Consider the following 22,786-nt stretch of genomic DNA (forward strand, 5'->3'; position numbering starts at 1 on the left):
GGCGGGTACCGCCGGTCAGGATCCGCCGCCCGAGTCACCGCCGCCACCGGAGTCGCCGCCGCCCCAGCCGCCCGAGTCGCCGCCCCAGCCGCTGGGCCCGCCGCCGTCCCCCGAGCCTGACCCCGTGCCTGATCCCGTGCCTGGCGTGCTCGACCACGTGGGGTCGCTGCCCCAGGTGTCGCCGCCGGTCCACCCGTCGTCGCCCGACCAGGCGTCCCGGCTCCGGCCGCCGGACCAGCCGCTGTCGGGCACGACACCGGTGTCGCCGTACGGTCTGCCCGGGCCGGCGCCCACGACACCGGCCTGCGCGCCGCCGTCGTCGGTCGCGGGGACCGGACGCCGCGCGTCCGCACGCCCGCCGCGCTCCGTACCGGCCCTGCCTCCGGTGCTTCCCCCGGCGCCGGGCGCCGCCCGGTTGCCCAGGCGGGTGCTGACCGCCCACAGTGTCTGCCCGCCCGCGGTGAGGATCCGGGCGGGTCCTTCGACCCGTTCGCCGTCGAACAGCTCGACGGACGCCGATCCCTGCCCCAGGGCGTCGGTGGACGTGCCCGTGGCGAACAGCAGGTGGAGGTAGCGCTCCTCGCCGCGGTGGCGCACCACGACGGTGCGCATCGGCCGGCCCGCGACCGTGCGCTCCTGTGCGACCGCCACGCCGGGCAGCGTGAGGGAGACGGCGCCGCGCGCCGCACGGCTCCAGGCGGCGCGGTTGCGGACGACGCGCCGCAGCTGCACGCCCACCAGGACGAGGCCGCCCAGGACCACCAGGAGGACGAAGACCCGCACCGGCGACGCGTCGTCGGGCAGGAGGGGCCACACGCTCCAGCTCATGACGCCGATGACGACCAGCCGGAACACCAGGGTGAAGAAGCCGCGCCGGCCGGCCTGGCGCGCGGCTCGGAAGGCGGGGTCGAGATTCACGACTCCGAGGATAATGTCCGGTTCGCCCGGAACGGTGTCACGCCACTCCCCTTCGAGACCGAGGTTGCTTCGCTTTGAGGCGGCTCACAGCGAAGCAACCTCGGTCTCGAAGGGGAGGACGGCGGGGCCGGGCGGGCGGGTCAGCCCAGGGTCAGTGTGACCGGGGTGCCCGGGCCCTTGGTCGGCGGCTCCTTGGCCACCTCCGCGTACGCGGCGGCCAGCAGCGTCGGGTCGGGGCCCTCCAGGCGCACCGGCTTGGCGACGTCGTCGAGCACCACGAACCGCAGCAGGTCGCCCCGGGCCTTCTTGTCGCGGCGCATGGCCGACAGGAGCTGGTCCCAGCGGTCGCCCCGGTAGTGCACCGGCAGACCGAGCGAGGACAGCAGGGTGCGGTGCCGGTCGGCGACGTCGTCGGGCAGCTTCCCTGCCATCCGGGCCAGCTCCGCGGCGAACACCATGCCCACGCTGACGGCCGCGCCGTGCCGCCACTGGTACCGCTCGGCGAGCTCGATGGCATGCCCCAGCGTGTGGCCGTAGTTGAGGATCTCGCGCAGGCCGGACTCCTTGAGGTCCTCCCCCACGACCCGCGCCTTGACGCGGACCGAGCGCTCCACGAGCTCGGCCAGCACGGCCCAGGTCTCGTCGGCGGCGTCCGCGCCGGCCCAGCTCCGCAGCTCGTCCACGTGCGCCTCGACGAGGTCGAGGATCGCGGGGTCGGCGATGAAACCGGTCTTGACCACCTCGGCCAGACCCGCCACGAGGTCCCACTTGTCGAGCGAACCGAGGGCGGCCAGGTCGCACAGCACGCCCGCCGGCGGGTGGAAGGCGCCCACCAGGTTCTTGCCCTCGGAGGTGTTGATGCCGGTCTTGCCGCCCACCGCGGCGTCGACCATCGCGAGCAGCGTGGTCGGCACCTGCACCACGCGGATGCCCCGCAGCCACGTCGCGGCGACGAAGCCCGCCAGGTCGGTCGTGGCGCCGCCGCCGACGCCGACGATCGCGTCCGACCGCGTGAAGTCGAGCTGCCCCAGCAGACCCCACAGGAACGCCGCCACCTGCGGCGTCTTGGCCGACTCCGCGTCCGGGACCTCGGCGACGAACGCCTCGTAGCCGGACGCCTTCAGGTCCTCCGAGATCGCGTCGGCCGTCGCGGACAGCGCGGCCGGGTGGATCACCATCACCTTGGCGGCCTTGCCGACCAGGCCGGGCAGCTCGCCCAGCAGGTGGTGTCCGATGACGACGTCGTAGGGCGCGTCCCCCTGCACGGTGACCCGTACGGGGGCGCTGTCGGTGCTCACTGGGTGCTCTCCTCAGTTCTCGTGCTTCGGGTCGGCCAGCTCCGCGGCGACCAGCTCGAGGCCGAGGGCCTCGACGATCTCGCGTGCCACGTGCTCGCCGGGGCGCTCGCTCGACACGACGGTCAGGGTCGCGAGCCGCTCGTAGGTGGGCCGTCGCTCGGTCATCAGCTTCTGCCACTGCGCCCGCGGGTTGCCCAGCAGCAGGGGCCGGGCCTGGTTCATGCCGACGCGCTGGGCGGCGATGGCGAGGGGCACGTCCAGGAAGACGACGTGCCCGCCGTCCGCCGCGTACGCCTCGAGCGCCGCCTGCGTGGCCGGGTTCATCACGGCGCCGCCACCGAGCGAGAGGACGCCGTCGTGCTCCGCGAGCGCGGTGAGCACCGCCTCGCGCTCCAGCTCGCGGAAGCGGGGCTCGCCGTCGTCCACGAAGATCTCGCTGACGGGCTTGCCCGCGCCCGCCTCGACGTCCGCGTCGGTGTCCCGGACGGTCAGGCCGAGCCCGGCGGCCAGGATGCGGCCGACCTTGGACTTGCCCGACCCCGGGGGGCCGATCATGACGACGACGGGCCGGGTGCCGGACGACGCCGTCACCGCAGCAGCTCCGGGATCGCCGCGACGTAGGAGTCGAGGTTGCGCCGCACCTCGGCCACCGAGTCGCCGCCGAACTTCTCGACGGCGGCCTCGGCCAGGGTGAGCGCGACCATCGCCTCGGCGACGACGGCGGCCGGCGGCACCGCGCACACGTCCGAGCGCTGGTGGTGGGCCGTGACGGGCTCGCCCGTGGCGGTGTCGACGGTCGGCAGCGCGCGCGGCACGGTCGAGATGGGCTTCATCGCGGCGCGGACGCGCACGATCTCCCCGTTCGACATGCCGCCCTCGATGCCGCCGGCGCGGTTGGTGGTGCGCTGGATGCCCGGCGACCCGTCGGGCGCGGTCCCGCGCACGATCTCGTCGTGGGCGGCGCTGCCGCGGCGTCGGGCGGTGCGGAAGCCGTCGCCGACCTCGACGCCCTTGATCGCCTGGATGCCCATGAGGGCGGCGGCCAGCCTCGCGTCGAGACGACGGTCGCCCTGCACGTAGCTGCCGAGGCCCGAGGGCACGCCATAGGCGAGCACCTCGACCACGCCGCCGAGGGTGTCGCCGTCCTTCTTGGCCAGGTCGATCTCCTCGACCATGAGCTTCGAGGACGCGGCGTCGAGGCAGCGCACCGGGTCGGCGTCGAGCGCGGCCACGTCGTCCGGGGTGGGCAGGGCCGCGTCGTCGGGCACCTCGACCTCGCCGATGGCGACGACGTGCGCGACCAGGCGGACCCCGAGGGCCTGCTCGAGGAACTTCGCGGCGGCGACGCCGAGCGCGACGCGCGCCGCGGTCTCGCGGGCGGACGCGCGCTCCAGCACCGGACGCGCGTCCTCGAAGCCGTACTTGCGCATGCCGACCAGGTCGGCGTGCCCGGGACGGGGCCGGGTCAGCGGGCGGTTGCGGGCCACCTCGCGCTCGTCGCCCGTGCCCGCGTCGACCAGGAGCGCCTCGGCGGGCACCGGGTCGGCCGACATCACGTCGGTCCACTTCGGCCACTCGGTGTTGGCGATCTCGATGGTCAGCGGTCCGCCCTGCGTGAGACCGTGGCGCAGGCCACCGAGCACACGCACCTGGTCCTGCTCGAACTTCATGCGGGCGCCGCGGCCGTAGCCCAGCCGGCGCCGCGCGAGGGCACCCTGGATGTCCGCCGTGGTCAGCTCGACGCCCGCGGGCAGCCCCTCCATCACCCCGACCAGGGCCGGACCGTGCGACTCACCCGATGTCAACCAACGCAGCATGACCGGATTCTTTCACGCGCGCGGCGCACCCGGCGCCCCGGTCCGAGGGGCGACACGCCGTGGTCCGGCGGCCCGGCGTGTCGTCAGGCCGCCGGGACCGCGAGCGCCGCCCGCAGGGCCTCGTCCATGGCCTCCAGCGGTGCCGGGCGGCCCGTCATGAGGCGCACCTGTTCGGCGGCCTGGTGCAGCAGCATGCGCTCGCCCCCGACGGTGTCCGCGCCCAGGGCGGTCCAGGCCGACTGGAGGGCGGTGGGCCGGGGGTCGTAGACGACGTCGAGCAGCACCCCGCGAGGGGTCGCCGCCCGGGCGGCGACGAGACCGGCCCAGACGTCGGCCGCGTGCTTCGGCGTGGTGGAGACGACGGCGTCCGCCCCGGCCAGGGCCGACGCCGTCGCCGTGTCGTCGAACACCTCGAACGACGGGCTCACGCCCGTGCGGGCCACGGCCTCGCGCAGCGGTCCGATGCGGTCCAGGGAGCGCACGAAGACGCGCGCGGAGGGGCAGCCGAGCTCGGCCAGCGCGGCGAGGGCTGACGCCGCCGTTGCTCCGCCGCCCAGGACGACGGCGTCGGCCACCCGGCGGGTGCCGAGCCGTTCGCGCAGGGCCGCGACGATGCCGTGCACGTCGGTGTTCGTGCCGGTGGTCGTGATCGTGCCTGCCGGGCCGCCCACGGGCGTGAACAGCACGGTGTTCACGGCGCCGACGGCGGCGGCCAGCGGCTCCACGTGGTCCACGAGCGGGATGACGGCCTGCTTCAGCGGCATGGTCAGGCTCAGCCCGGCCCAGTCGCGGCCGATGCCGGCGAGGAAGCCGGGCAGGGTGTCCTCGGTGACGTCGTGCAGCCCGTACCGCCAGTCGTCGAGGCCGAGGGCCTGGTAGGCGGCGGTGTGCAGCACCGGGGAGAGCGAGTGGGCCACGGGGTGGCCGAGCACGGCGGCGCGCATCAGTACCCGTTCTCCGCGGCCCACGCCTGGTACTCCTCGCGGTAGACGAGGAACTCGTCGTAGTTGTTCGTGAACTTGGTCTCCTGGGTGTCCAGGTTGACGGTCACGTACCAGTGCCAGTCCCCGGCGGGCGGGTTGAGGACGGCCTCCACGGACGCCCGGCTGGGCGCGCCGATCGCGGTGGGCGGCAGGCCGGCGACGACGCGCGACGCGTAGGGGAACGACCTGTCCTGGAACTCCTCGGTGGTGATGAGGTGCGACGGCTTCTTGCGGCCGTAGGAGTCGATGGCGTCCAGGCCGAGCGGCTCGCCCGCCTCGAGCCGGTTCTCGATCACCCGGGCGACCTCGCCGCGGTACTTGTCGGGCGCCTCGCGCTCCACGAGGGACGCCTTGATGATGACGTCGTTCTGCTGCGCGGGCGGCACGTCCAGCTCCTCGAGCTCCTCGACGGTCAGCGCGACCATCTGCTTGAGCACGTCGGCGGCGGGGACGGTCTCGGGCTTGGCGTCGTAGGTGCTGGCCGCGAGCCAGCCTTCCAGGTGCCCGCCGGCCTCGGCGGGCAGCCCGAGCGCCTGGGGGTTCCCCAGGGCCGCGGCGACGTCCTGCTCGGGCCAGCCGACCTCGATCATCGTCTGCCGGATCTGGTCGACGGTGTACCCCTCGACGACGGTCAGGCCCCCGCGGTTCACGTCGTTCTGGGCGAGGGCCGCGACGGCGGACTCCGCGCTCATGTGCAGCTTCAGCACGTGGGTGCCGGGCTGGATCGCCGCGGCGTCGGGGTTCGCGTTGAACGCCCGGACGAACGCCTCGGCGCTGGCCACGACCTCCTTCTCGACGAGCTCCCGCGCGATCGAGTAGCCGTTGGCGCCCTCGGGCACGTCGACCTGCACCGGCTCGCCGCCCGTGCCCTCGTAGTCGGCGGCGGCCAGCGGCGTGCGGATGCCGAAGAGGTACCCGTCCTCCTTCACCGTCCAGGCCGCCAGGGCGCCGATCACCACGACCACCGCCACGACGGCGATGACCAGGGGACGGCGGGAGCGCCTGGAGCGGCGGTCGCGCCGGCTGGCCCGTCCGCCGGGCCGGACGTCGCGGTCACCGCGCCGCCCGCGCTGGCCGCTGGCGTGCCGCGGAGGCCCCTCATAGCTCACTCCGGGAAGGGCCTCGGTCACGCTCGCTCCGTCCTCTGCGGTGCCCGGATCACTCGTCGACCCGGGTCTGGTCACCCACCCGGTCCGCCGCGCGACGCGCACGGCGCGCACGGCCGCCGCATGTCACGATCGCATCACAGCCCGGGTGCCGCGAACGCTACCCCGTGCGACGCGGTCCCGGCCAACTCCGGGGTCGGCGCAGGTCCGCCGGCAGCCCGGCGGACCTGCGACGTCACTGGTTGGCCTTCTCCCACTCCCGGAGCTCGGCCACGTACTGCTGGTGCTCGTCGTAGCTCTCGGCGAACTTGGTCTCACCCGTCTTCAGGTTGACCGTCACCCAGAACTTCCAGCTGCCCGTCGCCGGGTTCAGCACGGCGTCGACGGCCACCACGCCCGGGCTCGCGATCGGCCCCGGCGGCAGGCCGGTGTGCTCGTAGGTGTTGTACCGGTTCTTGCCGTTCGCCAGGTCCGCCGTGGTGAGCTCCGTACCGGGCTTGCCGGCGCCGTAGGCCACGGAGGCGTCGATCTGCAGCGCCATGTCGTCCTGGAGGCGGTTCTCGATGGCCCGGGCGATCTTCGGCTTGTCCTCGGGGTGCAGACCCTCCCGCTCCACGAGCGAGGCCTTGGTCAGCACCTTCTGCCAGTCGCGCGGCGGCACGCTCTTCTCGCGCAGCATGCGTTCGGTGCGGTCGATCATCTGGGTCAGCAGGCCCTCGGCCGTCGCGTCCGGCTTGGCCATGTACGTGTCGGGGTACAGCCAGCCCTCGGCGTTGCCCTTGGCCTGCTTCGGCAGGCCGATCGCCGCCGGGTCGTCCAGCGCCGCCTCGAAGTCCTCCGCGGGCAGACCGGTGACCTGCACGGCGCGGTCCACGACCTGCTGCACGGTGTAGCCCTCGGGGATGGTCACCTGCAGGTCGACGAGCTGGTTCTTGACCAGCAGGGCCACGGCGTCCTTCGCCGACATCTCCTCGAGCATGGTGCGGGTGCCGGGCCGGATCAGCACCGAGTCCGGGTTGGCCTCGAACGCGTCCGAGAAGGCCGACACGCTCGCGACCACACCGGCCTCGTAGAGCTCCTGGCCCATGACGCGGCCCGTGGCGCCCTGCGGGATCTCGACCTCGACCTGGTCACCACCCGGTCCGGGGAAGTCCTTGGACTCCAGCGGGCTGGTCAGGCCCATGAGGGAGTCGAGGTTGGTCCACACCGCGTAGCCGGCCCCGCCCACGAGCACGAGGGCCACGAAGAGCACCGCGAGGGAGCGGCCACGCCGCTTCTTGCGGCGCCGCTGCGCCCTGCGGGCGGATCGCGGTTCAGGGAACGCGGGGTCTGCCTGGCTCGGCGGGGGCGCCGTGAAGAGGTCCGTCACCTCGGGCTCACTGTCCTTCGTCGGGGGGCTGCTGGGGTCACTCGTGCGTGTCGTGCACGGTCCGCGCCTCGACGACCTCGCCGGCGCGCTCCCCCTTCGCCCGCTCCGCGTCGAGTGCAGATTGCAGAATGATAACGGCTGCGGCCTGATCGATCACGGACCTGTGCTGCTTTGTTTTCCGGCCCGCCGTGCGGAGCGCCTGGTGGGCCGAGACCGTGGTCATGCGCTCGTCCACGAGGCGCACCTGGGCCCCTTCCCCGGCCGCCTCCAGTGCTGCGACCAGGCGTCCCGCGAACGCCCGCGCGTCGGCCGTCGCGGCACCCTCCTTGCCGGACAGGTGCCGCGGCAGCCCCACGTAGACGACGACGGCGAACCGGTCGGCCGCCTCCGCCACGATCCGCGCGACGTCGGCGGTGGTGCCCTCGGCGCTGCGGGGCGCCTGGCCCCGCCCGCCACCACCCGCGAGAACCCGCGGCACGGTCTCCACCGGGGTGGCGACCAGACCGTCGGGGTCGCTGGCGGCCAGCCCGATGCGGGCCATGCCGACGTCGACCCCGAGCCGGGCTCCCCGCGGGAGCCCGGGCTCGGTGCCTTCCTGCTCGTTCACGCTCAGGCGCCGACGGCGGCCAGGCGCACGTTCTCGGCGATGCCGGCCAGGGCCTCGCCGAGCTTCGCCGGGTCGGTGCCGCCGCCCTGGGCCATGTCGGGCTTGCCGCCGCCACCGCCACCGAGCGTCTGGGCGGCCGTGCGCACCAGGTCCCCGGCCTTGTAGCCGGCCGTGCGGGCGGCCGCGTTGGTCACGACCACCACGACGGGACGACCGCCGGAGACACCGCCCGCGGCGGCGACGACGGGCTCGGCCTCGCCGAGCCGGCCGCGCACGTCCAGCACGAGGGCGCGCAGGTCGTCGGCCTGCGCCTCACCGGCGTCGTAGGTGACGACCCGGACGTCGCCGACGCGCGGGGCCTCGGCGGCGAGCTTGCCCGCGGCGGCCAGGAGCTGGCCCTGGCGCAGCGCGGCGAGCTCCTTCTCGGCCTCCTTGAGGCGCGTCACGAGCGAGCCGACCCGCTCGTGCAGGTCCTCGGGGCGCGTGTTGAGCAGGCCGGTGAGCTGGCCCACCAGGGCGTGCTCCTTGGCCTGGAACCCGTACGCGCCGTCGCCCACCAGGGCGTCGACGCGGCGCACGCCGGAACCGATGGACGACTCGCCGAGCAGCGTGACCCGGCCGAGCTGACCGGTCTGCTTGACGTGCGTGCCGGCGCACAGCTCGCGCGACCAGTCGCCGCCGATCGAGACCACGCGCACGACGTCGCCGTACTTCTCGCCGAACAGCGCCATGGCGCCCGCGGCACGGGCCTCACCGATCGGCATCAGCTGGTCGGTGACCTCCAGGTTGTCGGCGAGGCGCTCGTTGACGCGCTCCTCGATCTCCGACAGCGCGGACGTCGACACGGCCGACGGCGAACGGAAGTCGAACCGGATGCGGCTCGGGGCGTTCTCCGAGCCGGCCTGCGTACGGTCCGGGCCCACCAGCTCGTGCAGGGCCTTGTGGATCATGTGCGTGGCCGAGTGGGCACGGCTGATGGCCTTGCGGCGGGCCGTGTCGATCTGGGCCGTGCCGGGGTCGCCCAGCGCGGCGGTGCCCTCGACCAGGCGGCCGCGGTGCACGTTCAGGCCCTTGATGGGTCGCTGCACGTCGTCGACCTCGATGGTGGCGCCGCCGTCGAGCACGATCGTGCCGTGGTCGGCGAGCTGGCCGCCGGCCTCGGCGTAGAACGGCGTGCGGTCCAGGACCACCTCGATCTCGGCCGGGGCGGTGACGGCCGGGGCCGGCACGCCGCCGCTGAGCAGACCCACCACCCGCACGGTGGCGTCGGTCTGGGTGTAGCCGAGGAACTCCACGGGAGCGGTGAGCTCCTTCTCCAGAGCCTCGTACGCGGCGACGTCGGCGCCGCCGGTGCGCTTGGCGAGGGCGTCGGCCCGGGCGCGCGTGCGCTGCTCCTGCATGAGGGAGCGGAAGGCCTGCTCGTCCACCCGCACACCCTGCTCGGCGGCCATCTCGAGCGTCAGGTCGATCGGGAACCCGTAGGTGTCGTGCAGTTGGAAGGCGGCCTCGCCGGGCAGCACCAGGTTGTCGCCGCCCTGCTTCTTCAGGCCGGCCACGGCGCTGTCGAGGATCGTCGTGCCCGAGGCGAGCGTGCGCCGGAAGGCCTCCTCCTCGGCGTAGGCGACGGCGGAGATCTGCTCGAAGTTCTGGTCGAGCTCGGGGTAGGACGGGGCCATGGCGTCCTTCGACACCGGCAGGAGCGACGGCAGGGCGACGCCGTCCACGCCGAGCAGGCGCATGGCGCGGACGGACCGGCGCAGCAGGCGGCGCAGCACGTAGCCGCGGCCCTCGTTGGAGGGACGCACGCCGTCACCGATGATCATCAGGGCGGACCGGACGTGGTCGGCCACGACGCGCATGCGCACGTCGTCGTCGTGGTTCTCGCCGTACTTCTTGCCGGACAGGCGCTCGGCGGCCTCGATGACGGGGAAGACCTCGTCGATCTCGTACATGTTGTCCTTGCCCTGCAGCAGGAAGGCAACACGCTCCAGGCCCATGCCCGTGTCGATGTTCTTCTTGGCGAGCTCGCCGACGATCCGGAAGTCCTCCTTGGACTTCACGTCGTCGATGGCGTACTGCATGAACACGAGGTTCCAGATCTCGACGAACCGGTCGCCGCCCTCGTCGACCAGCGGGCCGCCGTCGGGACCGTAGGCGGCCCCGCGGTCGTAGAAGATCTCCGAGCACGGGCCGGCCGGTCCGGGCTGGCCCGTCGACCAGTAGTTGTCCTTCTTGCCGAGGCCCTGGATGCGCTCGTCGGGCAGGCCGACGATGTCCTTCCAGAGCTGCCGGGCCTCGTCGTCCTCGTGGTAGACGGTGACCCACAGCTTGTCCGGGTCGATGCCCAGCTTGCCGTCCTCCAGCGAGCCCGTGAGGAAGTCCCAGGCCATGCGGATCGCGTCGGCCTTGAAGTAGTCGCCGAACGAGAAGTTGCCGTTCATCTGGAAGAACGTGCCGTGCCGCGTCGTCTTGCCGACGTCGTCGATGTCGAGCGTGCGCACACACTTCTGCACGCTCGTGGCACGCGACCACGGCGGGGTCTGCTGGGCCGTCATGTAGGGGATGAACGGCACCATGCCCGCGATGGTGAACAGCGTCGACGGGTCCGGGGAGATCAACGACGCCGACGGCACCACCGCGTGACCCTGAGCTTCGAAGTAGTCGAGCCAACGCTTGCGGATCTCGGCGGTGCGCATGAGGTCAGTGATCCTTCTTCTCGGTCGTGCGAAAGATGGGTGGCGCAAGGGGCGCACCCCACAGGGTGCACAGAGCACAACACGCGAGGGCCACCCGTTGTGCCCGCGTGCGTGCCCATTCTGCCGCCGCGAGGGCCGTGGACGGAAACTGAAACGGGAGCCTGTGGACGACGGCGCTCTGCTACCGGCGTGGCTACCGGCCGCTACCGGCCCTGGCCCGGCAGCTCGCCGCGCAGCGACGCCATCAGCTCGGCCTCGCGCTCGGCCCGCGCCTCGGCGAACTCCGCCCGGAAGGTGCGGGCCGCGGTGTTCAGGCGGGCCCCGGCGTCGTCGACCGCGGCCGCGGCGCGCTCGCTGACGGCCGCGGGCGTGTAGCGCTCGATCACCTGGCGCCCCTTGCGGACGACGACCACCGTGACGGCGACGCCGACACCCACCCAGAACAGCCGCCGGATCACGCCCCCGCCTCCGTCGTGCTCGGGTCGGTGTGCCGGCCCGCGCGGCCCCGCGCGGTGCCGAACGCCTGCCGCACGCCGTAGGAGAACGCGGCGACCTTGACCAGCGGCTTGCCCAGCGTGGCCGCGTACAGGCCGGTCAGCGCCGACACGTTCTCGCTCACGTTCGCCGCGGAGGTGGTGATGGTGTCGACCTTGACGAGCTGGGTGTTCGCCGACGCCACGGTGCTCGCGGCCTCGTCGAGGATCGGCACCGAGTGCTCCGTGACGTCGCGGACGCTCAGCCGCGCCTCGTCCAGCAGCCTGCCCAGCTTCCACAGCGGGACGGCGAGGAAGCCCACGAGGAGCACGAACGCGATCGCCGCGATCAGTCCCGCCACGTCTCCGAGGTCGCCGAGGGTCATGCGCAAGCTCCTGCCTGGAAGGTTCGTCACCGGCGCCGTCCGGCCGCCGTGCGGGTCGTTCGTCACCCTATCCCGGTGACCGCCGCCCGCGCCCACCACGCCCGGCGCGCCGCCCGCAGCCTACGTCCGCCGCCCGGCGAACGTAGGGATCGTCGGCGCACACCCCCGCCGTGCGGCGATCATTCCTACGTTCGAGCGCCACCGGCACAGGGACAGCAGACGGCCCCGTCCGCGCCGGGCGCGGAGGGGGCCGTCTGGACAGCCGTCAGATCAGCGAGCGTAGTACTCGACGACCATCTGCACGTCGCAGGTCACGGGGACCTCGGCGCGCTTCGGCTGGCGGGTCAGCGTGGCCGACAGCTTCTCCAGCTGCACGTCCAGGTAGCCCGGGAGGGCCGGCAGCACGTCGCGGTGCGCGCCCGCGGCGGCGACCTGGAACGGCACCGTGGTCTGGCTCTTCGGCTTGACCTGGATGGTCTGGCCGGGCTTCACGCGGAACGACGGGCGGTCCACGATCTTGCCGTCCACCAGGATGTGACGGTGGGTCACGTGCTGGCGGGCCTGGAGGATGGTGCGGCCGAAGCCGGCGCGCAGCACCAGCGAGTCGAGACGCGTCTCCAGGTCCTCGACCATGACCTCACCGGTCAGGCCGGCCTGCTTGCGGGCGTTCTCGTACACCTTGAGGAGCTGCTTCTCGCGGAGCATGTACTGCGCGCGCAGACGCTGCTTCTCCCGCAGACGCACCGCGTAGTCCGACTCGGTGCGGCGACGGGCGCGGCCGTGCTCACCGGGCGGGTACGGGCGCTTCTCGAAGTGCTTGACAGCCTTGGGCGTGAGCGCGAGGCCCAGCTTGCGGCTCAGTCGCACCTGGCGGCGCGAACGGGTCACAGAGGTCACTGTGTCTTCCTGTCCTGTCGTGCGAAAAGAGGTCACACCCGGGCACGCGTGTCCCCCGAGGGGAACGGCACCGGGTGCGGGACCAGCCGTTGGACCGGGGTGCGGAGCACCACGTTCACGGGGCCGAGGTCCCAGGGGCTGCCATGGGCAACCTGAGCATCTTACCGCACGTCCTTGCCACCCACGTCCTTGCCGCGCGCGTCCTCGCTGCCCAGGATCCCCCGGATGCGTTCCAGCCGTTCCGAGACCTGCCGCTCGTACCCGCGGTCGCTCGGGTCGTAGTAGCGCGAGCCCGCCAGCACGTCCGGCAGGTACTGCTGGGGGGCGACGCCGTGCGGCCAGTCGTGCGCGTACCGGTACCCCTCGCCGTGACCCATCTTCTTGGCACCGGCGTAGTGCGCGTCGCGCAGGTGCTGCGGCACCGAGCCCACCTTGCCCGCCCGCACGTCCGCGAGCGCCGCGTCCACGCCGAGGTAGGCGGCGTTCGACTTGGGTGCGGTGGCCAGGTGCACCACGGCCTCGGCGAGCACGATGCGCCCCTCGGGCATGCCGATGAGCTGGACGGCCTGGGCGGCGGCGACGGCGGTCTGGAGCGCGGAGGGGTCGGCCATGCCGACGTCCTCGGCCGCGGAGATGACCAGGCGCCGGGCGATGAACCGCGGGTCCTCCCCTGCGGCGACCATGCGGGCCAGGTAGTGCAGCGCCGCGTCGACGTCGGACCCGCGGATGGACTTGATGAACGCGGAGATCACGTCGTAGTGCTGGTCGCCGTCACGGTCGTAGCGGACGGCGGCGACGTCGACGGCGCGCTCGACGTCGGGCAGGGCGATGAGCGGCGTGGTGCCGTCCTGCCCGGTGGGCGGGTCGTCGTCGGACAGGACGGCGCCTGCCGCCGCCTCGAGGATGGTCAGGGCCTTGCGGGCGTCTCCGCCGGCGAGGCGCAGCAGGTGCTCGGCGGCCTCGTCGTCGAGCTCGACGGACCCGCCCAGGCCGCGCTCGTCGGTCACGGCGCGGCGCACGAGCTCGCGGACGTGCTCCGTCTCCAGCGGTCGGAGCGTGAGCAGCAGGGAGCGTGACAGCAGCGGCGAGTTCACGGAGAAGCTGGGGTTCTCGGTGGTGGCGGCGACGAGCGTGACCCACCGGTTCTCGACGCTGGGCAGCAGCGCGTCCTGCTGGGACTTGGAGAAGCGGTGCACCTCGTCGACGAACAGCACGGTCTCGTCGCCGCCGGTGGCCAGGCGGCGACGGGCGTCCTCGACCACCTGGCGCACGTCCTTGACGCCGGCGGTCACGGCGCTGAGCTCCACGAAGCGGCGCCCGGAGACGGTGGCCACGAGGTAGGCGAGCGTGGTCTTGCCCGTCCCGGGCGGACCCCACAGGATCACGGACGACGGCGCGGTGCGCCCGCTCCCGCCCGGCTCGATGAGCCGCCGCAGGGGCGATCCGGGCTCCAGGAGGTGCTCCTGCCCGGCTATCTCGTCGATCGAGGCCGGGCGCATGCGCACGGCCAGAGGGGACGACGCGCGGGCGGCGGGGGTACCCGCCGTGTCGGTCGTCGCAGCGTCGAACAGATCCACCATGCCCTCAGCCTACGGACGACCACCGACACCCCGGTCCGGGGCGACTTCCGGGGCCGGGTCCGCGGCGGCCTCCGGGGCCGGCTCCGCGGCGGGCTCGGCGCCGGGTTCGGGGCCCCCGTCCGAGACCTCCCGCAGCGGGTCCGTCGGTGTGGGCCGCACGGGCTCCGGCGGTGTGCGCAGCGTGCCGAACACGGCCCACGCCACCGCGATGAGCGGTACGGCGACGATGGCGCCGAGGATGCCGCCCACCACCGTGCCGCAGGTGACCCCGAGGGCGACGACCACGGGGTGCAGGGAGACCTGCTTGCCCATGATGAGCGGCTGCAGCACGTGCCCCTCGAGCTGCCCGATGCCGGCGATGCCGACCGTGACGATCAGGGCGGTGAGCAGGCCGTCCGCGGCGAGGGCCACGACCGCCGCGATGATCATGGCCAGCGGCGCGCCGACCAGCGGAATGAACGTGCCGATGAACACGAGCACGGCCAGGGGCGCCGACAGCGGCACGCCGAGGATCGTCAGGAAGACTCCGGCCAGGATGCCGTTGCTGATCGCCACCAGCACGGTGCCGCGGGTGTAGCCGGAGAACGTGTACCAGCCGGCGCCCGCGGCGTCGTTCCAGCGCTGCCGGGTGCGGGCGGGCACCTGGGCGACGAACCAGCGCCACATCGCCGAGCCCGAGGCGAGGAAGAAGACGGTGCAGAAGATCGCCAGGACGAGCACGGCGGCGCCCTCGACGATCGAGCCGGCGCTCTCGGCGGCCCGGCTCACGAGGGTCTGGGAGTTCTCCTGGATCCAGCTCGCGGCGTCGTCGATCCACTGGTCACGGGTGTCGACCTCGACGTTGACCGGCAGCGGGTTGTTCTCGATGAGGTCGACGATCTGGTCGATGCCGGTGTTGAACTCCCCCGCGAGCCGTTCCCACTGGCCCGCGACGGACACCACCACGTAGGCCAGCAGCCCGCCGATCACCAGGATGCCCGACAGGATGGCGCCCGCGGTGGCCAGCGGACGCGGCAGCACCCGGGCGTAGAAGTCGGTGACCGGGTTGAGCACCGCGGTGAACACGAGCGCCAGGAACACCGCGACGAAGACGATCAGCACCTGCGTGACCGCCCAGAACACCAGGGCGATCCCGGCGACGACGAGGATCAGGCGCCACGACCACCCGGCGGCGGTCCGCAGCCAGGGCGGTGGGGCGGGGTCCTGCGCCGGCGCGCCGTGCGCGACGCCGGCGGGTGACGCGAGGTCTGGCACCGAGTCAGTCTGCCTCATCCACGGGTGACCCGCCCTGTGTCCGGCCCGGCGTCTGACGCAGCGTGCTGTACACCGCCCACGCCACCCCGGTGAGCGGGACCGCGACCACCGCGCCGAGCAGCCCGCCCAGCACCGATCCGGCGGCGACCACGAGCGCCATCACGACGGGGTGCAGGGAGACCTGCTTGCCCGTGATGAGCGGCTGCAGCACGTTGGCGTCGATCTGCGCCACGACGACCATGCCGATGAGCACCACGAGGGCGAGCACGGGCCCCTTGGCGGCGAGGGCGACGAGCACGCTGACGACGATGGCGGCGACCGGGCCGATCATCGGCACGAACGCCCCGAGGAAGACGACCACGGACAGGGGCAGCGCGAGCGGCACGCCGACGACGGACAGGAAGACGCCCGCGATGACGCCGTCGGCCAGCGCCACGAAGAACATGCCGCGTGTGAAGCCGGAGAAGGCGTTCCAGCCCGCGAGCGCCGCGGCCTCCCAGCGGTCGTGCCGGTCGGCGGGCACGAAGTTCAGCGCCCAGCGCCACATCGCGTGGCCCTGGGTCAGGAAGAACACGGTGCAGAAGATCGCGAGGACGACGGCGGTGGCGCCCTCGCCGACGGCGCCGGCGCTCTGGGCGGCGGTGCCCGCGTAGTCGCCGGCGTTGGCCTGGAGCCAGGCGCCGCCGTCGGCCAGCCACCGCTCGGGGCTGCCGAGGCCCGCCAGGACCGGGACGTCGGCGAGCAGGCCGGCGAGGTCGGCGAGGCCGGAGCCGAACTCGGTGGCGAGGTCCTCCCACCGGTTGGTCACGGAGGTGACGACGTAGGTGACGAGGGCGCCCACGGCGAGGACGGCGGTGAGCAGCGAGGCCGCCATGGCGAGGCCGCGGGGCATGACGCGGTCGTAGAAGTCGCCCAGCGGGAGCAGCACGGTGGTGAACACCAGGGCGAGGAACAGGGCGACGAACACGACCTGCACGAGGCCGACCACGTAGAACACGGCCCCGACGGCGACGAGGATGCCGACGAGCCGCCAGGCCAGCTCCCCCGTGGACCGCAGCCACGGGGTGCCGAACGTGACGGGCACGCTGGCGAGGACGGCTGTCTCGGCCGGTTCTGGCGGGGTCGTGGCCGATTGGGTGGGCGGCTGGGCCGCAGTCGTCGGCGCTACCGTCGGCGCGTCTGCCGTCATCGCCATGCTCCCGATTTTGTTTTGGGCGGATTGTCCAGGCGGACGTTAGCGGCGCTGCGGTTCGCGCGACAACTCCGTCACGGGAGCCGGATCTCCAGGGCGCCCGGGACCGCGGCCAGCGTGGCGCGCAGCAGGGCGGCGAGATCCTCCCGGGTCGCCGTCGTCCCGGCGTCGGGGGCCGAGCACCAGGTGTCGACGGCGGCCCGGTGGCCCGCCACCGCGACCGCGCAGACGACGCGGGCCGAGAGGTCGGCCCCCGGCGCCCCGTCCAGCCGGGCCACGATCGCGCCGACGACGTGCTCGGTGAAGCGTTCGCAGGTCAGCATGCCCGCGGCGTCGACGCCCGGGTACCGGCCGCTCAGGCGCGCGCTGAGCACCGCGAGGTGCTCCCAGCCGGGCGGCATGTGCTCGACGACGTCGATCAGCGCCTCGCCGAGGACGGTCAGGAGCGGCCCGCTGCCGGCGAGCACGTCGTCGAGCTCCCCGATGAGCGTGCGCCAGACGTCGTTCAGCGGGGTCAGTGCCAGGTCCTCCTTGCCGTCGAAGTACCGGAAGAAGCTCCGCCTGGACACCTCCGCCTGCTCGCAGAGCCAGTCGACGGTCACCGCGTCGTAGCCGCGCTCGGCGAAGGCAGGTAGCGCGATCTCCACGAGCCGCTGCCTGCTGCGGGCGATGCGCCGGCTGCGGAGCGTGCCGGGCACGGCCTGGGTCGTCATGCGACCATCCTACCGAACTGGCACTCACTGGCACTTGGCATACAGTAGCGCCATGCTCGCCTGGACAGTCGACCACTCGTCACCCGCCCACCTCGCCCTGCGGGAGGTGCCCGACCCGGAGCCCGGCCCGCACGACGCCGTCGTCGAGGTGCGGGCCTTCGCCCCGAACCACGGCGACCTCGAGATGCTGCCGGCCCTGCCGGACGGGACGGTGCCCGGCTGGGACGCCGCGGGCGTCGTGGTGGCCGAGGCCGCCGACGGGACCGGTCCGCGCTGCGGCCAGGTGGTGACGTCGCTCGGCACCCACGGCGCGTGGGCGCAGCGCCGGCTCGTCACCGCCGAGTCCGTGGGCACCGGCCCCGCGGACGCCGACCCGGCCGCCCTGAGCGTCGTGCCCGTCGCCGCCACGAGCGCTCTGCGCGGGCTGCGCCGCCTCGGCCCCGTCCTCGGCCGCCGCGTGCTGGTGGTGGGGGGCACAAGCACGGTCGGGCTCTTCGCCGTGCAGCTCGCCGCGCGCGCCGGCGCCGAGGTCGTCGCCACCACCCGGGACGCCACCAGCCGGGAGCGCCTGGCACGTCTCGGCGCGCACGAGGTGATCGCCTCGCCCGCCGACCTGACGCACGACGTGTCCGGGGCGCTCGACCTGCTCGGCGGGCCCCACCTGGTCCAGGCCTTCGCCCGCCTCGCGCCGGGCGGGACGCTCGTCGCCCTCGGCCACGCGGCCGGGCAGGAGGAGCACTTCGGGTACGGGGACCTGTTCGGCGACGACGGCCGGCACGACCGGACCCTGACCACGTTCTTCCTCGGCGCCGAGACCGGCCTCGGCCCCGACATGACGTGGCTCGCGACCGAGATCCACGAGGGGCGCCTCGACCCGGTGACCGCCGCCGTCCGCCCGTGGGAGGAGCTGCCCGACGCGTTCGCCCCCGGGTCCCGCCGGGCACCCGGAAAGGTCGTGCTGACCGTGGGCTGAGGCCGGCGTGGTTCCCAGGTAGCGTTCCCAGGCAGCTTTTCCAGGTGGCTTTCCCCGGTAGCATGGTGCCCAGACTTCCGGCGCGAGAGCGCCGGCGGGATCCGAATGAGACAGCGGATCGAGACGCCCTCGTCGCTCCACACGACGGGGGCGTCTTGTCGTCTCGGGTTCACCCGGCAGAGAGTCGGCCGCGGATTCAGCAAGCGCTAAAGTCGCCCCGTGGACACACAGCCCCTCTACGCGATCAAGGCCGAGCTGTTCAAGGCCCTGGCCCATCCTGTCCGCATCCGGGTGCTGGAGGAGATCGCCGCCGGCCTCGACCTGTCCGCACCGGTCTCCCGTCTGCTCGATGTGACCGGAGCCGAACCCTCCGCCCTGTCCCAGCACCTGGCGGTGCTCAAGCGGGCGGGCGTCGTCGACTCGACCCGCTCCGGCAACGCCGTGCTCTACCGCCTCACCGAACCCCTCGTGGCCGACCTCCTCGTCGTCGCCCGCGCCTTCCTGCTGAGCCGCCTGGCCGGCAGCGACGACGACCGCCTCGCGGCCGCTCGCCGGCTGCCCACGCTCCCCGGTGCCAGCGCCCGGGCCGTGCTCGAGGCAGCCCTCGCGGAGACCGCTCCTGTGGCCCAGGAGGACGGCCGTGCGTGACCTGCTCCCCCACCGCGGCGACTACGACCTGCGCCCGCGGACCCTCGGCGCCGACCTGGTCGCAGGGCTGACCGTCGGCGTCGTCGCCCTCCCCCTGGCGCTCGCGTTCGGCGTCAGCTCGGGCGTCGGTCCGGCCGCGGGCCTGGTGACCGCCGTCGTCGCCGGCGTGATCGCGGCGGTGGCCGGCGGTTCCCAGTTCCAGGTCTCCGGGCCCACCGGAGCCATGGCCGTCGTCCTCGCGCCCGTCGTCGCCGCCCACGGGCTGACGTCGGTCGCCCTGGTGACCCTGATGGCCGGGGTGATCGTCCTCGCGGCCGGCCTGCTCCGGCTCGGACGCGTGGTCACCTACATCCCGTGGCCCGTGGTCGAGGGCTTCACGCTGGGCATCGCCGCGATCATCTTCCTGCAGCAGGTGCCCGCAGCTCTCGGCCAGGAGGCGTCCTTCGGCGAGAACACCCTGGTCACGGCTGCGCGCGCGATGGCGGACGCAGCCGGCTCACCCGTCGACGGCGCCATGGCCTGGTCGGTCGCCGTCGCCGGCGTGGTCGTCGTCCTCATGCTCGTGCTGCCACGCCTGCACGCCGCGATCCCCGCCTCGCTCGTCGCCGTCGTGCTCGCCACCATGCTTGCCGAGGCCACCGCGGCTCCCGTCGCGCGCATCGGCGCCCTGCCGGACCACCTGCCCGCGCCGACCCTGCCCGACGTCGGCACGGCGGCGCTCACCGACCTGCTCGGCGCGGCGGCGGCGATCGCGGCGCTCGCCGCCATCGAGTCCCTGCTGTCGGCCCGGGTCGCGGCCTCCATGGCACCCGGCGGATCGGTCTACGACCCGGACCGTGAGCTAGTGGGCCAGGGACTCGCCTCGGTCGCCTCGGGTCTGTTCGGTGGGATGCCCGCCACCGGCGCGATCGCACGCACCGCGGTGAACGTGCGCTCGGGCGCCCGGACGCGCATGGCCGCCGTGGTGCACGCCCTGGTGATCCTCGCCGTGATCTACCTGGCCACCGGCCCGGTGGGACGCATTCCCCTCGCCGCGCTGGCCGGTGTGCTCATGGTGACGGCGTTCCGCATGATCGGCGCGGGGACCGTCCGTGCCGTGCTCCTGTCCACCCGGTCGGACGCCGTCACGTTCGCCGTCACAGCCGTGGTCACCGTCGCGCTCGACCTCGTCGAGGCGGTCCGGATCGGGCTGGTCGTCGCGGCGTTCTTCGCGCTGCGGCGGGTGGCCCGCGCGTCCACCGTGCGCCGCGAGCCGTTGCCCGGCGTCGCGCACGAGGGCGACGAGCACGTCGCACTGTTCCGGCTCGACGGCGCGATGTTCTTCGGTGCGGCCGACCGGATCCTCACCGAGGTCACCGAGGCCTCCGTGCGCGACGACGTCGTGGTCGTCGTGCTGCGGCTGTCCCAGCTCGGCATGGTCGACGCCACCGGTGCGCGTACCCTCGCCGAGCTCGTCACCACGCTCGAGCAGCGCGGGATCACGGTGCTGGTCAAGGGCGTGCAGCCGCAGCACCACAGACTCATGGCGACGGTCGGCGCGCTTGACCGGCTGCGCGACGAACGGCACCTGTTCGACACCCTGGAGAGCGCCGTCGACCATGCGCGGTCGCACGTGTCCCGGGCGGCGGCGGGCACCGACGTGCCCCAGATCGACGGACGCCGCCGAGCGCCTCGACGTCCCGACGGCCCGTGCCCTACCGGCCAGTTCTGCCTGTGAGCGCCTCAGAAGGTCATCGTGTACCGGAGCACCGGCTGTCCCGTGTCCGTGCGGCGCGTGGGTCGTCCCGACGAGGTCCAACCTCTGCTCTCGTAGAGGCGGCGGGCCGGGGTGTTGGAGCCGAGGACGTTGAGGAAGACGGATGTCACGCCCGCGGCCCGTACCGCGTGCGTCACGGCGTCGAGCAGCCGGCCGCCCAGGCCGCTACCGCGCGCCGACGGGGCCACGGCGAGGAGAGCGAGGTAGGCGCCGTCGGCCGGGTCGGTGGCGTCGCCGCTCGTTCCCGGTGGAAGCACGACGCCGAAGCCGGCCAGGCCGTCGACGGCGTCCCGCGCGACGATCCACGCCAGCGGTGGCACGGTGAGCTTGCGGGCGGCCCGCGCACGGACCGCCGCTGGAAGCTCAGCGAGCGCCAGGCCGTCACGCTCGGCCACGGCGGCGGTCCACAGGTCAAGGCAGGCATCGCTGTCACGTGGTTCTCCGCCGGCGAGTCGCGGCGCGACGCCGGTCACAAGACGTTCCCGAAAGCGGCGCCGGCCGCAACCGCCGAGCTGAGCTGCGCGAACATGTGACGACGATAGCGACCACGAGCAGCGCTCCAGGCACGTGCAGCCAGGCGTCAGGCGTCGCGTCTGCGCAGGATCCAGGCCGCCCCGGCGCGCCGCGACAGCATCCGCAGGAGCTCGGGCACGAGCAGCAACACGACGGCTGTAGCTTTCCCAGGTAGCGTGGTGCCCAGACTTCCGGCGCGAGAGCGCGGCGGGATCCGAATGAGACAGCGGATCGAGACGCCCTCGTCGCTCCACACGACGGGGGCGTCTTGCTGTCTCCGGACGCACTTTCGAGGCGCACGGGCGCGACGTCTGCCTAAGGTCGGTGTGCCCTGGCGTCCGTGGACCACGTCGGTCCGACGAGGGGGTGCCGGCCGGTGTCCGTGTCCGTGCTTGTGTCTGCGTCTGTGTGCTGGTGGGTCTTTTCGGGGTGATCGCATGAAGGTCAGGACTGTAGCGAGCGGGTCCGGGGCGGGCGCGAGCGGGAGCGCCCTGCCGAACGCCGACTTCTCCGCGTACGCCGACGGCGGCGGGCTCACCTGGCAGAGCCGCCAGCGGGTGTTCGAGGCCATGGCCCGTCTGCAGATCGAGCGCAGCCGCGTCGCGACCGCGCTCCAGCAGCACCGGCGGGTGCCCGCGCGCATCCTCGGCCGCGGGTCGCTCGACATCAACCGCACCATGGCCGAGGCCGCCAGGTCCTGGCGGACCCTCGAGTCGGTGCGGCACGTGGGCACCGTGGACCAGCTGATGACCAGCCTGCCCAACAACGACTACTTCATGGAGCGCGGCCTGCGGATGGTCAGCCTGTGGAGCCACTCGGGCCTCGACCCGGAGGCCCGCCTCCTGCTGTCCGGCGAGGACCCCTCGGTGTACTTCTTTGCCTTCGCGCCCATGCAGATGAAGATCGTCGACGGCACCAGCGTGCTGCTCGACGGGCCCTGTCTGCGGGGCGAGGCCTCCGTGATGGACGTCCGCGACCCCGCGTGCCTGGCGGCCGCCCGCGCCTACTGGGACGCGGTGGCGGCCACCAGGTACCCGTGCGACGCGGAGACGGCGGCCCTGGTCGAGCTGTCCCCGCGGCAGCGCCGCATCGTGACCCTCATGCTCACCAGCTCCTCGGACGAGCAGATCGCCGCACGGCTCGGCGTGAGCGTCCGGACCGTGCGCGCGGACATCGCCGCCGTCCTCGACCTGCTGGACGCCCCCACCCGGTTCGTCGCCGGGCTGCGCCTCCGCGAGCGCCTCGGCGTCCCGGCGGTGTACTCGAAGCGCTGACGAACGCCGCCAGGCACGCGCCCGGCAGCGCCGTCCGCGCCGCGCTCACCACCGCGCCCGGCGACGTGCTCGCGGCCTACCTGCTCGGCGGCGGGCGGCAGCCGTGACACGCGTGACCGTCGCGAGGAGTCAGCGGACCGTCCCGCCAGCCGCGCGTCCAGCCACAGGAACTGCGACCACACCTCGTCGTCCGGGACGGACCCGGCAGACCACGTCAACGTACTGCGGCTCGAGCCTCTGCGCGGCGAAGCTGTCGAAGCCCGGGACCGATGAGGTGCTCACGAGGCATCCTCTCGCACTCTGCACCGGTGCCAGGTGCGCTCCGACGAGAGT

Annotated in this window: 21 protein-coding genes; 4 read left to right on the forward strand and 17 right to left on the reverse strand. The window is 73.5% G+C overall.

The annotated features are described in order from the left end of the window. Positions 1 to 15 precede the first annotated feature (15 nt). From APR03_RS14310 to APR03_RS14385, 16 genes are all read right to left on the reverse strand, one after another. On the reverse strand, positions 16 to 918 hold the full coding sequence (locus APR03_RS14310) for a hypothetical protein (RefSeq protein ID WP_253836638.1): 903 nt from the start codon (positions 916 to 918) through the stop codon (positions 16 to 18). Between the two features lie 140 nt (positions 919 to 1,058). Further along, complete coding sequence (gene aroB, locus APR03_RS14315) at positions 1,059 to 2,216, reverse strand: 3-dehydroquinate synthase (protein WP_253836640.1); 1,158 nt, start codon at positions 2,214 to 2,216, stop codon at positions 1,059 to 1,061. A gap of 12 nt (positions 2,217 to 2,228) precedes the next feature. Continuing rightward, entirely contained in the window at positions 2,229 to 2,771 is a 543-nt protein-coding gene (locus tag APR03_RS14320) for a shikimate kinase (protein ID WP_253836865.1), read from the reverse strand. A 32-nt stretch (positions 2,772 to 2,803) separates the two neighbouring features. Further along, entirely contained in the window at positions 2,804 to 4,033 is a 1,230-nt protein-coding gene (gene aroC, locus APR03_RS14325) for a chorismate synthase (RefSeq protein WP_253836642.1), read from the reverse strand. A gap of 83 nt (positions 4,034 to 4,116) precedes the next feature. After that, positions 4,117 to 4,977, reverse strand: coding sequence for a shikimate dehydrogenase (locus tag APR03_RS14330; RefSeq protein ID WP_253836866.1), 861 nt, complete (start codon positions 4,975 to 4,977; stop codon positions 4,117 to 4,119). Then, positions 4,977 to 6,146, reverse strand: a complete 1,170-nt coding sequence (locus tag APR03_RS14335) for an endolytic transglycosylase MltG (protein ID WP_253836644.1) — start codon at positions 6,144 to 6,146, stop codon at positions 4,977 to 4,979. Before APR03_RS14335 ends, APR03_RS14330 begins: the two co-directional genes overlap by 1 nt. 211 nt (positions 6,147 to 6,357) lie before the next feature. Beyond that, positions 6,358 to 7,491 carry an endolytic transglycosylase MltG gene (mltG, locus tag APR03_RS14340; protein ID WP_253836647.1) on the reverse strand — a complete coding sequence of 378 codons (1,134 nt, stop codon included), beginning with the start codon at positions 7,489 to 7,491 and terminating at the stop codon, positions 6,358 to 6,360. 37 nt (positions 7,492 to 7,528) lie between these two features. Continuing rightward, positions 7,529 to 8,032 carry a Holliday junction resolvase RuvX gene (gene ruvX, locus APR03_RS14345; protein WP_253836867.1) on the reverse strand — a complete coding sequence of 168 codons (504 nt, stop codon included), beginning with the start codon at positions 8,030 to 8,032 and terminating at the stop codon, positions 7,529 to 7,531. A 68-nt stretch (positions 8,033 to 8,100) separates the two neighbouring features. Further along, positions 8,101 to 10,794: an alanine--tRNA ligase gene (gene alaS / locus APR03_RS14350; RefSeq protein WP_253836649.1), complete on the reverse strand. Its 2,694-nt coding sequence runs from the start codon at positions 10,792 to 10,794 to the stop codon at positions 8,101 to 8,103. Positions 10,795 to 10,997: 203 nt separating this feature from the next. Then, positions 10,998 to 11,252 carry a hypothetical protein gene (locus APR03_RS14355; RefSeq protein ID WP_253836651.1) on the reverse strand — a complete coding sequence of 85 codons (255 nt, stop codon included), beginning with the start codon at positions 11,250 to 11,252 and terminating at the stop codon, positions 10,998 to 11,000. Next, positions 11,249 to 11,653 carry a DUF948 domain-containing protein gene (locus APR03_RS14360; protein ID WP_253836654.1) on the reverse strand — a complete coding sequence of 135 codons (405 nt, stop codon included), beginning with the start codon at positions 11,651 to 11,653 and terminating at the stop codon, positions 11,249 to 11,251. Before APR03_RS14360 ends, APR03_RS14355 begins: the two co-directional genes overlap by 4 nt. A gap of 270 nt (positions 11,654 to 11,923) precedes the next feature. Then, positions 11,924 to 12,550, reverse strand: a complete 627-nt coding sequence (gene rpsD, locus APR03_RS14365) for a 30S ribosomal protein S4 (RefSeq protein WP_119145706.1) — start codon at positions 12,548 to 12,550, stop codon at positions 11,924 to 11,926. Between the two features lie 161 nt (positions 12,551 to 12,711). Next, positions 12,712 to 14,127, reverse strand: a complete 1,416-nt coding sequence (locus tag APR03_RS14370; protein ID WP_253836868.1) for a replication-associated recombination protein A — start codon at positions 14,125 to 14,127, stop codon at positions 12,712 to 12,714. Between the two features lie 12 nt (positions 14,128 to 14,139). Beyond that, positions 14,140 to 15,384 carry an AI-2E family transporter gene (locus APR03_RS14375; RefSeq protein ID WP_253836656.1) on the reverse strand — a complete coding sequence of 415 codons (1,245 nt, stop codon included), beginning with the start codon at positions 15,382 to 15,384 and terminating at the stop codon, positions 14,140 to 14,142. 4 nt (positions 15,385 to 15,388) lie between these two features. Continuing rightward, positions 15,389 to 16,468 (reverse strand): AI-2E family transporter, encoded by a 1,080-nt coding sequence (locus APR03_RS14380; RefSeq protein ID WP_253836658.1) that lies wholly within the window; start codon positions 16,466 to 16,468, stop codon positions 15,389 to 15,391. Positions 16,469 to 16,650: 182 nt separating this feature from the next. Continuing rightward, positions 16,651 to 17,289 carry a TetR/AcrR family transcriptional regulator gene (locus APR03_RS14385; protein WP_253836660.1) on the reverse strand — a complete coding sequence of 213 codons (639 nt, stop codon included), beginning with the start codon at positions 17,287 to 17,289 and terminating at the stop codon, positions 16,651 to 16,653. A 52-nt stretch (positions 17,290 to 17,341) separates the two neighbouring features. Between APR03_RS14385 and APR03_RS14390 the strand changes: the two genes are divergently transcribed. From APR03_RS14390 to APR03_RS14400, 3 genes are all read left to right on the forward strand, one after another. After that, complete coding sequence (locus APR03_RS14390; RefSeq protein ID WP_253836663.1) at positions 17,342 to 18,262, forward strand: zinc-binding dehydrogenase; 921 nt, start codon at positions 17,342 to 17,344, stop codon at positions 18,260 to 18,262. Positions 18,263 to 18,481: 219 nt separating this feature from the next. Then, entirely contained in the window at positions 18,482 to 18,910 is a 429-nt protein-coding gene (locus APR03_RS14395; protein ID WP_253836665.1) for an ArsR/SmtB family transcription factor, read from the forward strand. Next, a complete protein-coding gene (locus tag APR03_RS14400; protein WP_253836667.1) occupies positions 18,903 to 20,627 on the forward strand; it encodes a SulP family inorganic anion transporter in 1,725 nt (574 codons plus the stop codon). Before APR03_RS14395 ends, APR03_RS14400 begins: the two co-directional genes overlap by 8 nt. A 5-nt stretch (positions 20,628 to 20,632) precedes the next feature. On the opposite strand, the gene APR03_RS14405 is transcribed toward APR03_RS14400, so the two are convergent. Then, a complete protein-coding gene (locus APR03_RS14405; RefSeq protein WP_253836669.1) occupies positions 20,633 to 21,061 on the reverse strand; it encodes a GNAT family N-acetyltransferase in 429 nt (142 codons plus the stop codon). 555 nt (positions 21,062 to 21,616) lie between these two features. On the opposite strand from APR03_RS14405, the gene APR03_RS14410 reads away from it, so the two are divergent. Next, positions 21,617 to 22,453 carry a helix-turn-helix transcriptional regulator gene (locus APR03_RS14410; protein ID WP_253836670.1) on the forward strand — a complete coding sequence of 279 codons (837 nt, stop codon included), beginning with the start codon at positions 21,617 to 21,619 and terminating at the stop codon, positions 22,451 to 22,453. Positions 22,454 to 22,786 lie beyond the last annotated feature (333 nt).

Origin of the sequence: Promicromonospora thailandica, from assembly GCF_024171955.1 — a bacterium.
Lineage (GTDB): Bacteria > Actinomycetota > Actinomycetes > Actinomycetales > Cellulomonadaceae > Promicromonospora > Promicromonospora thailandica.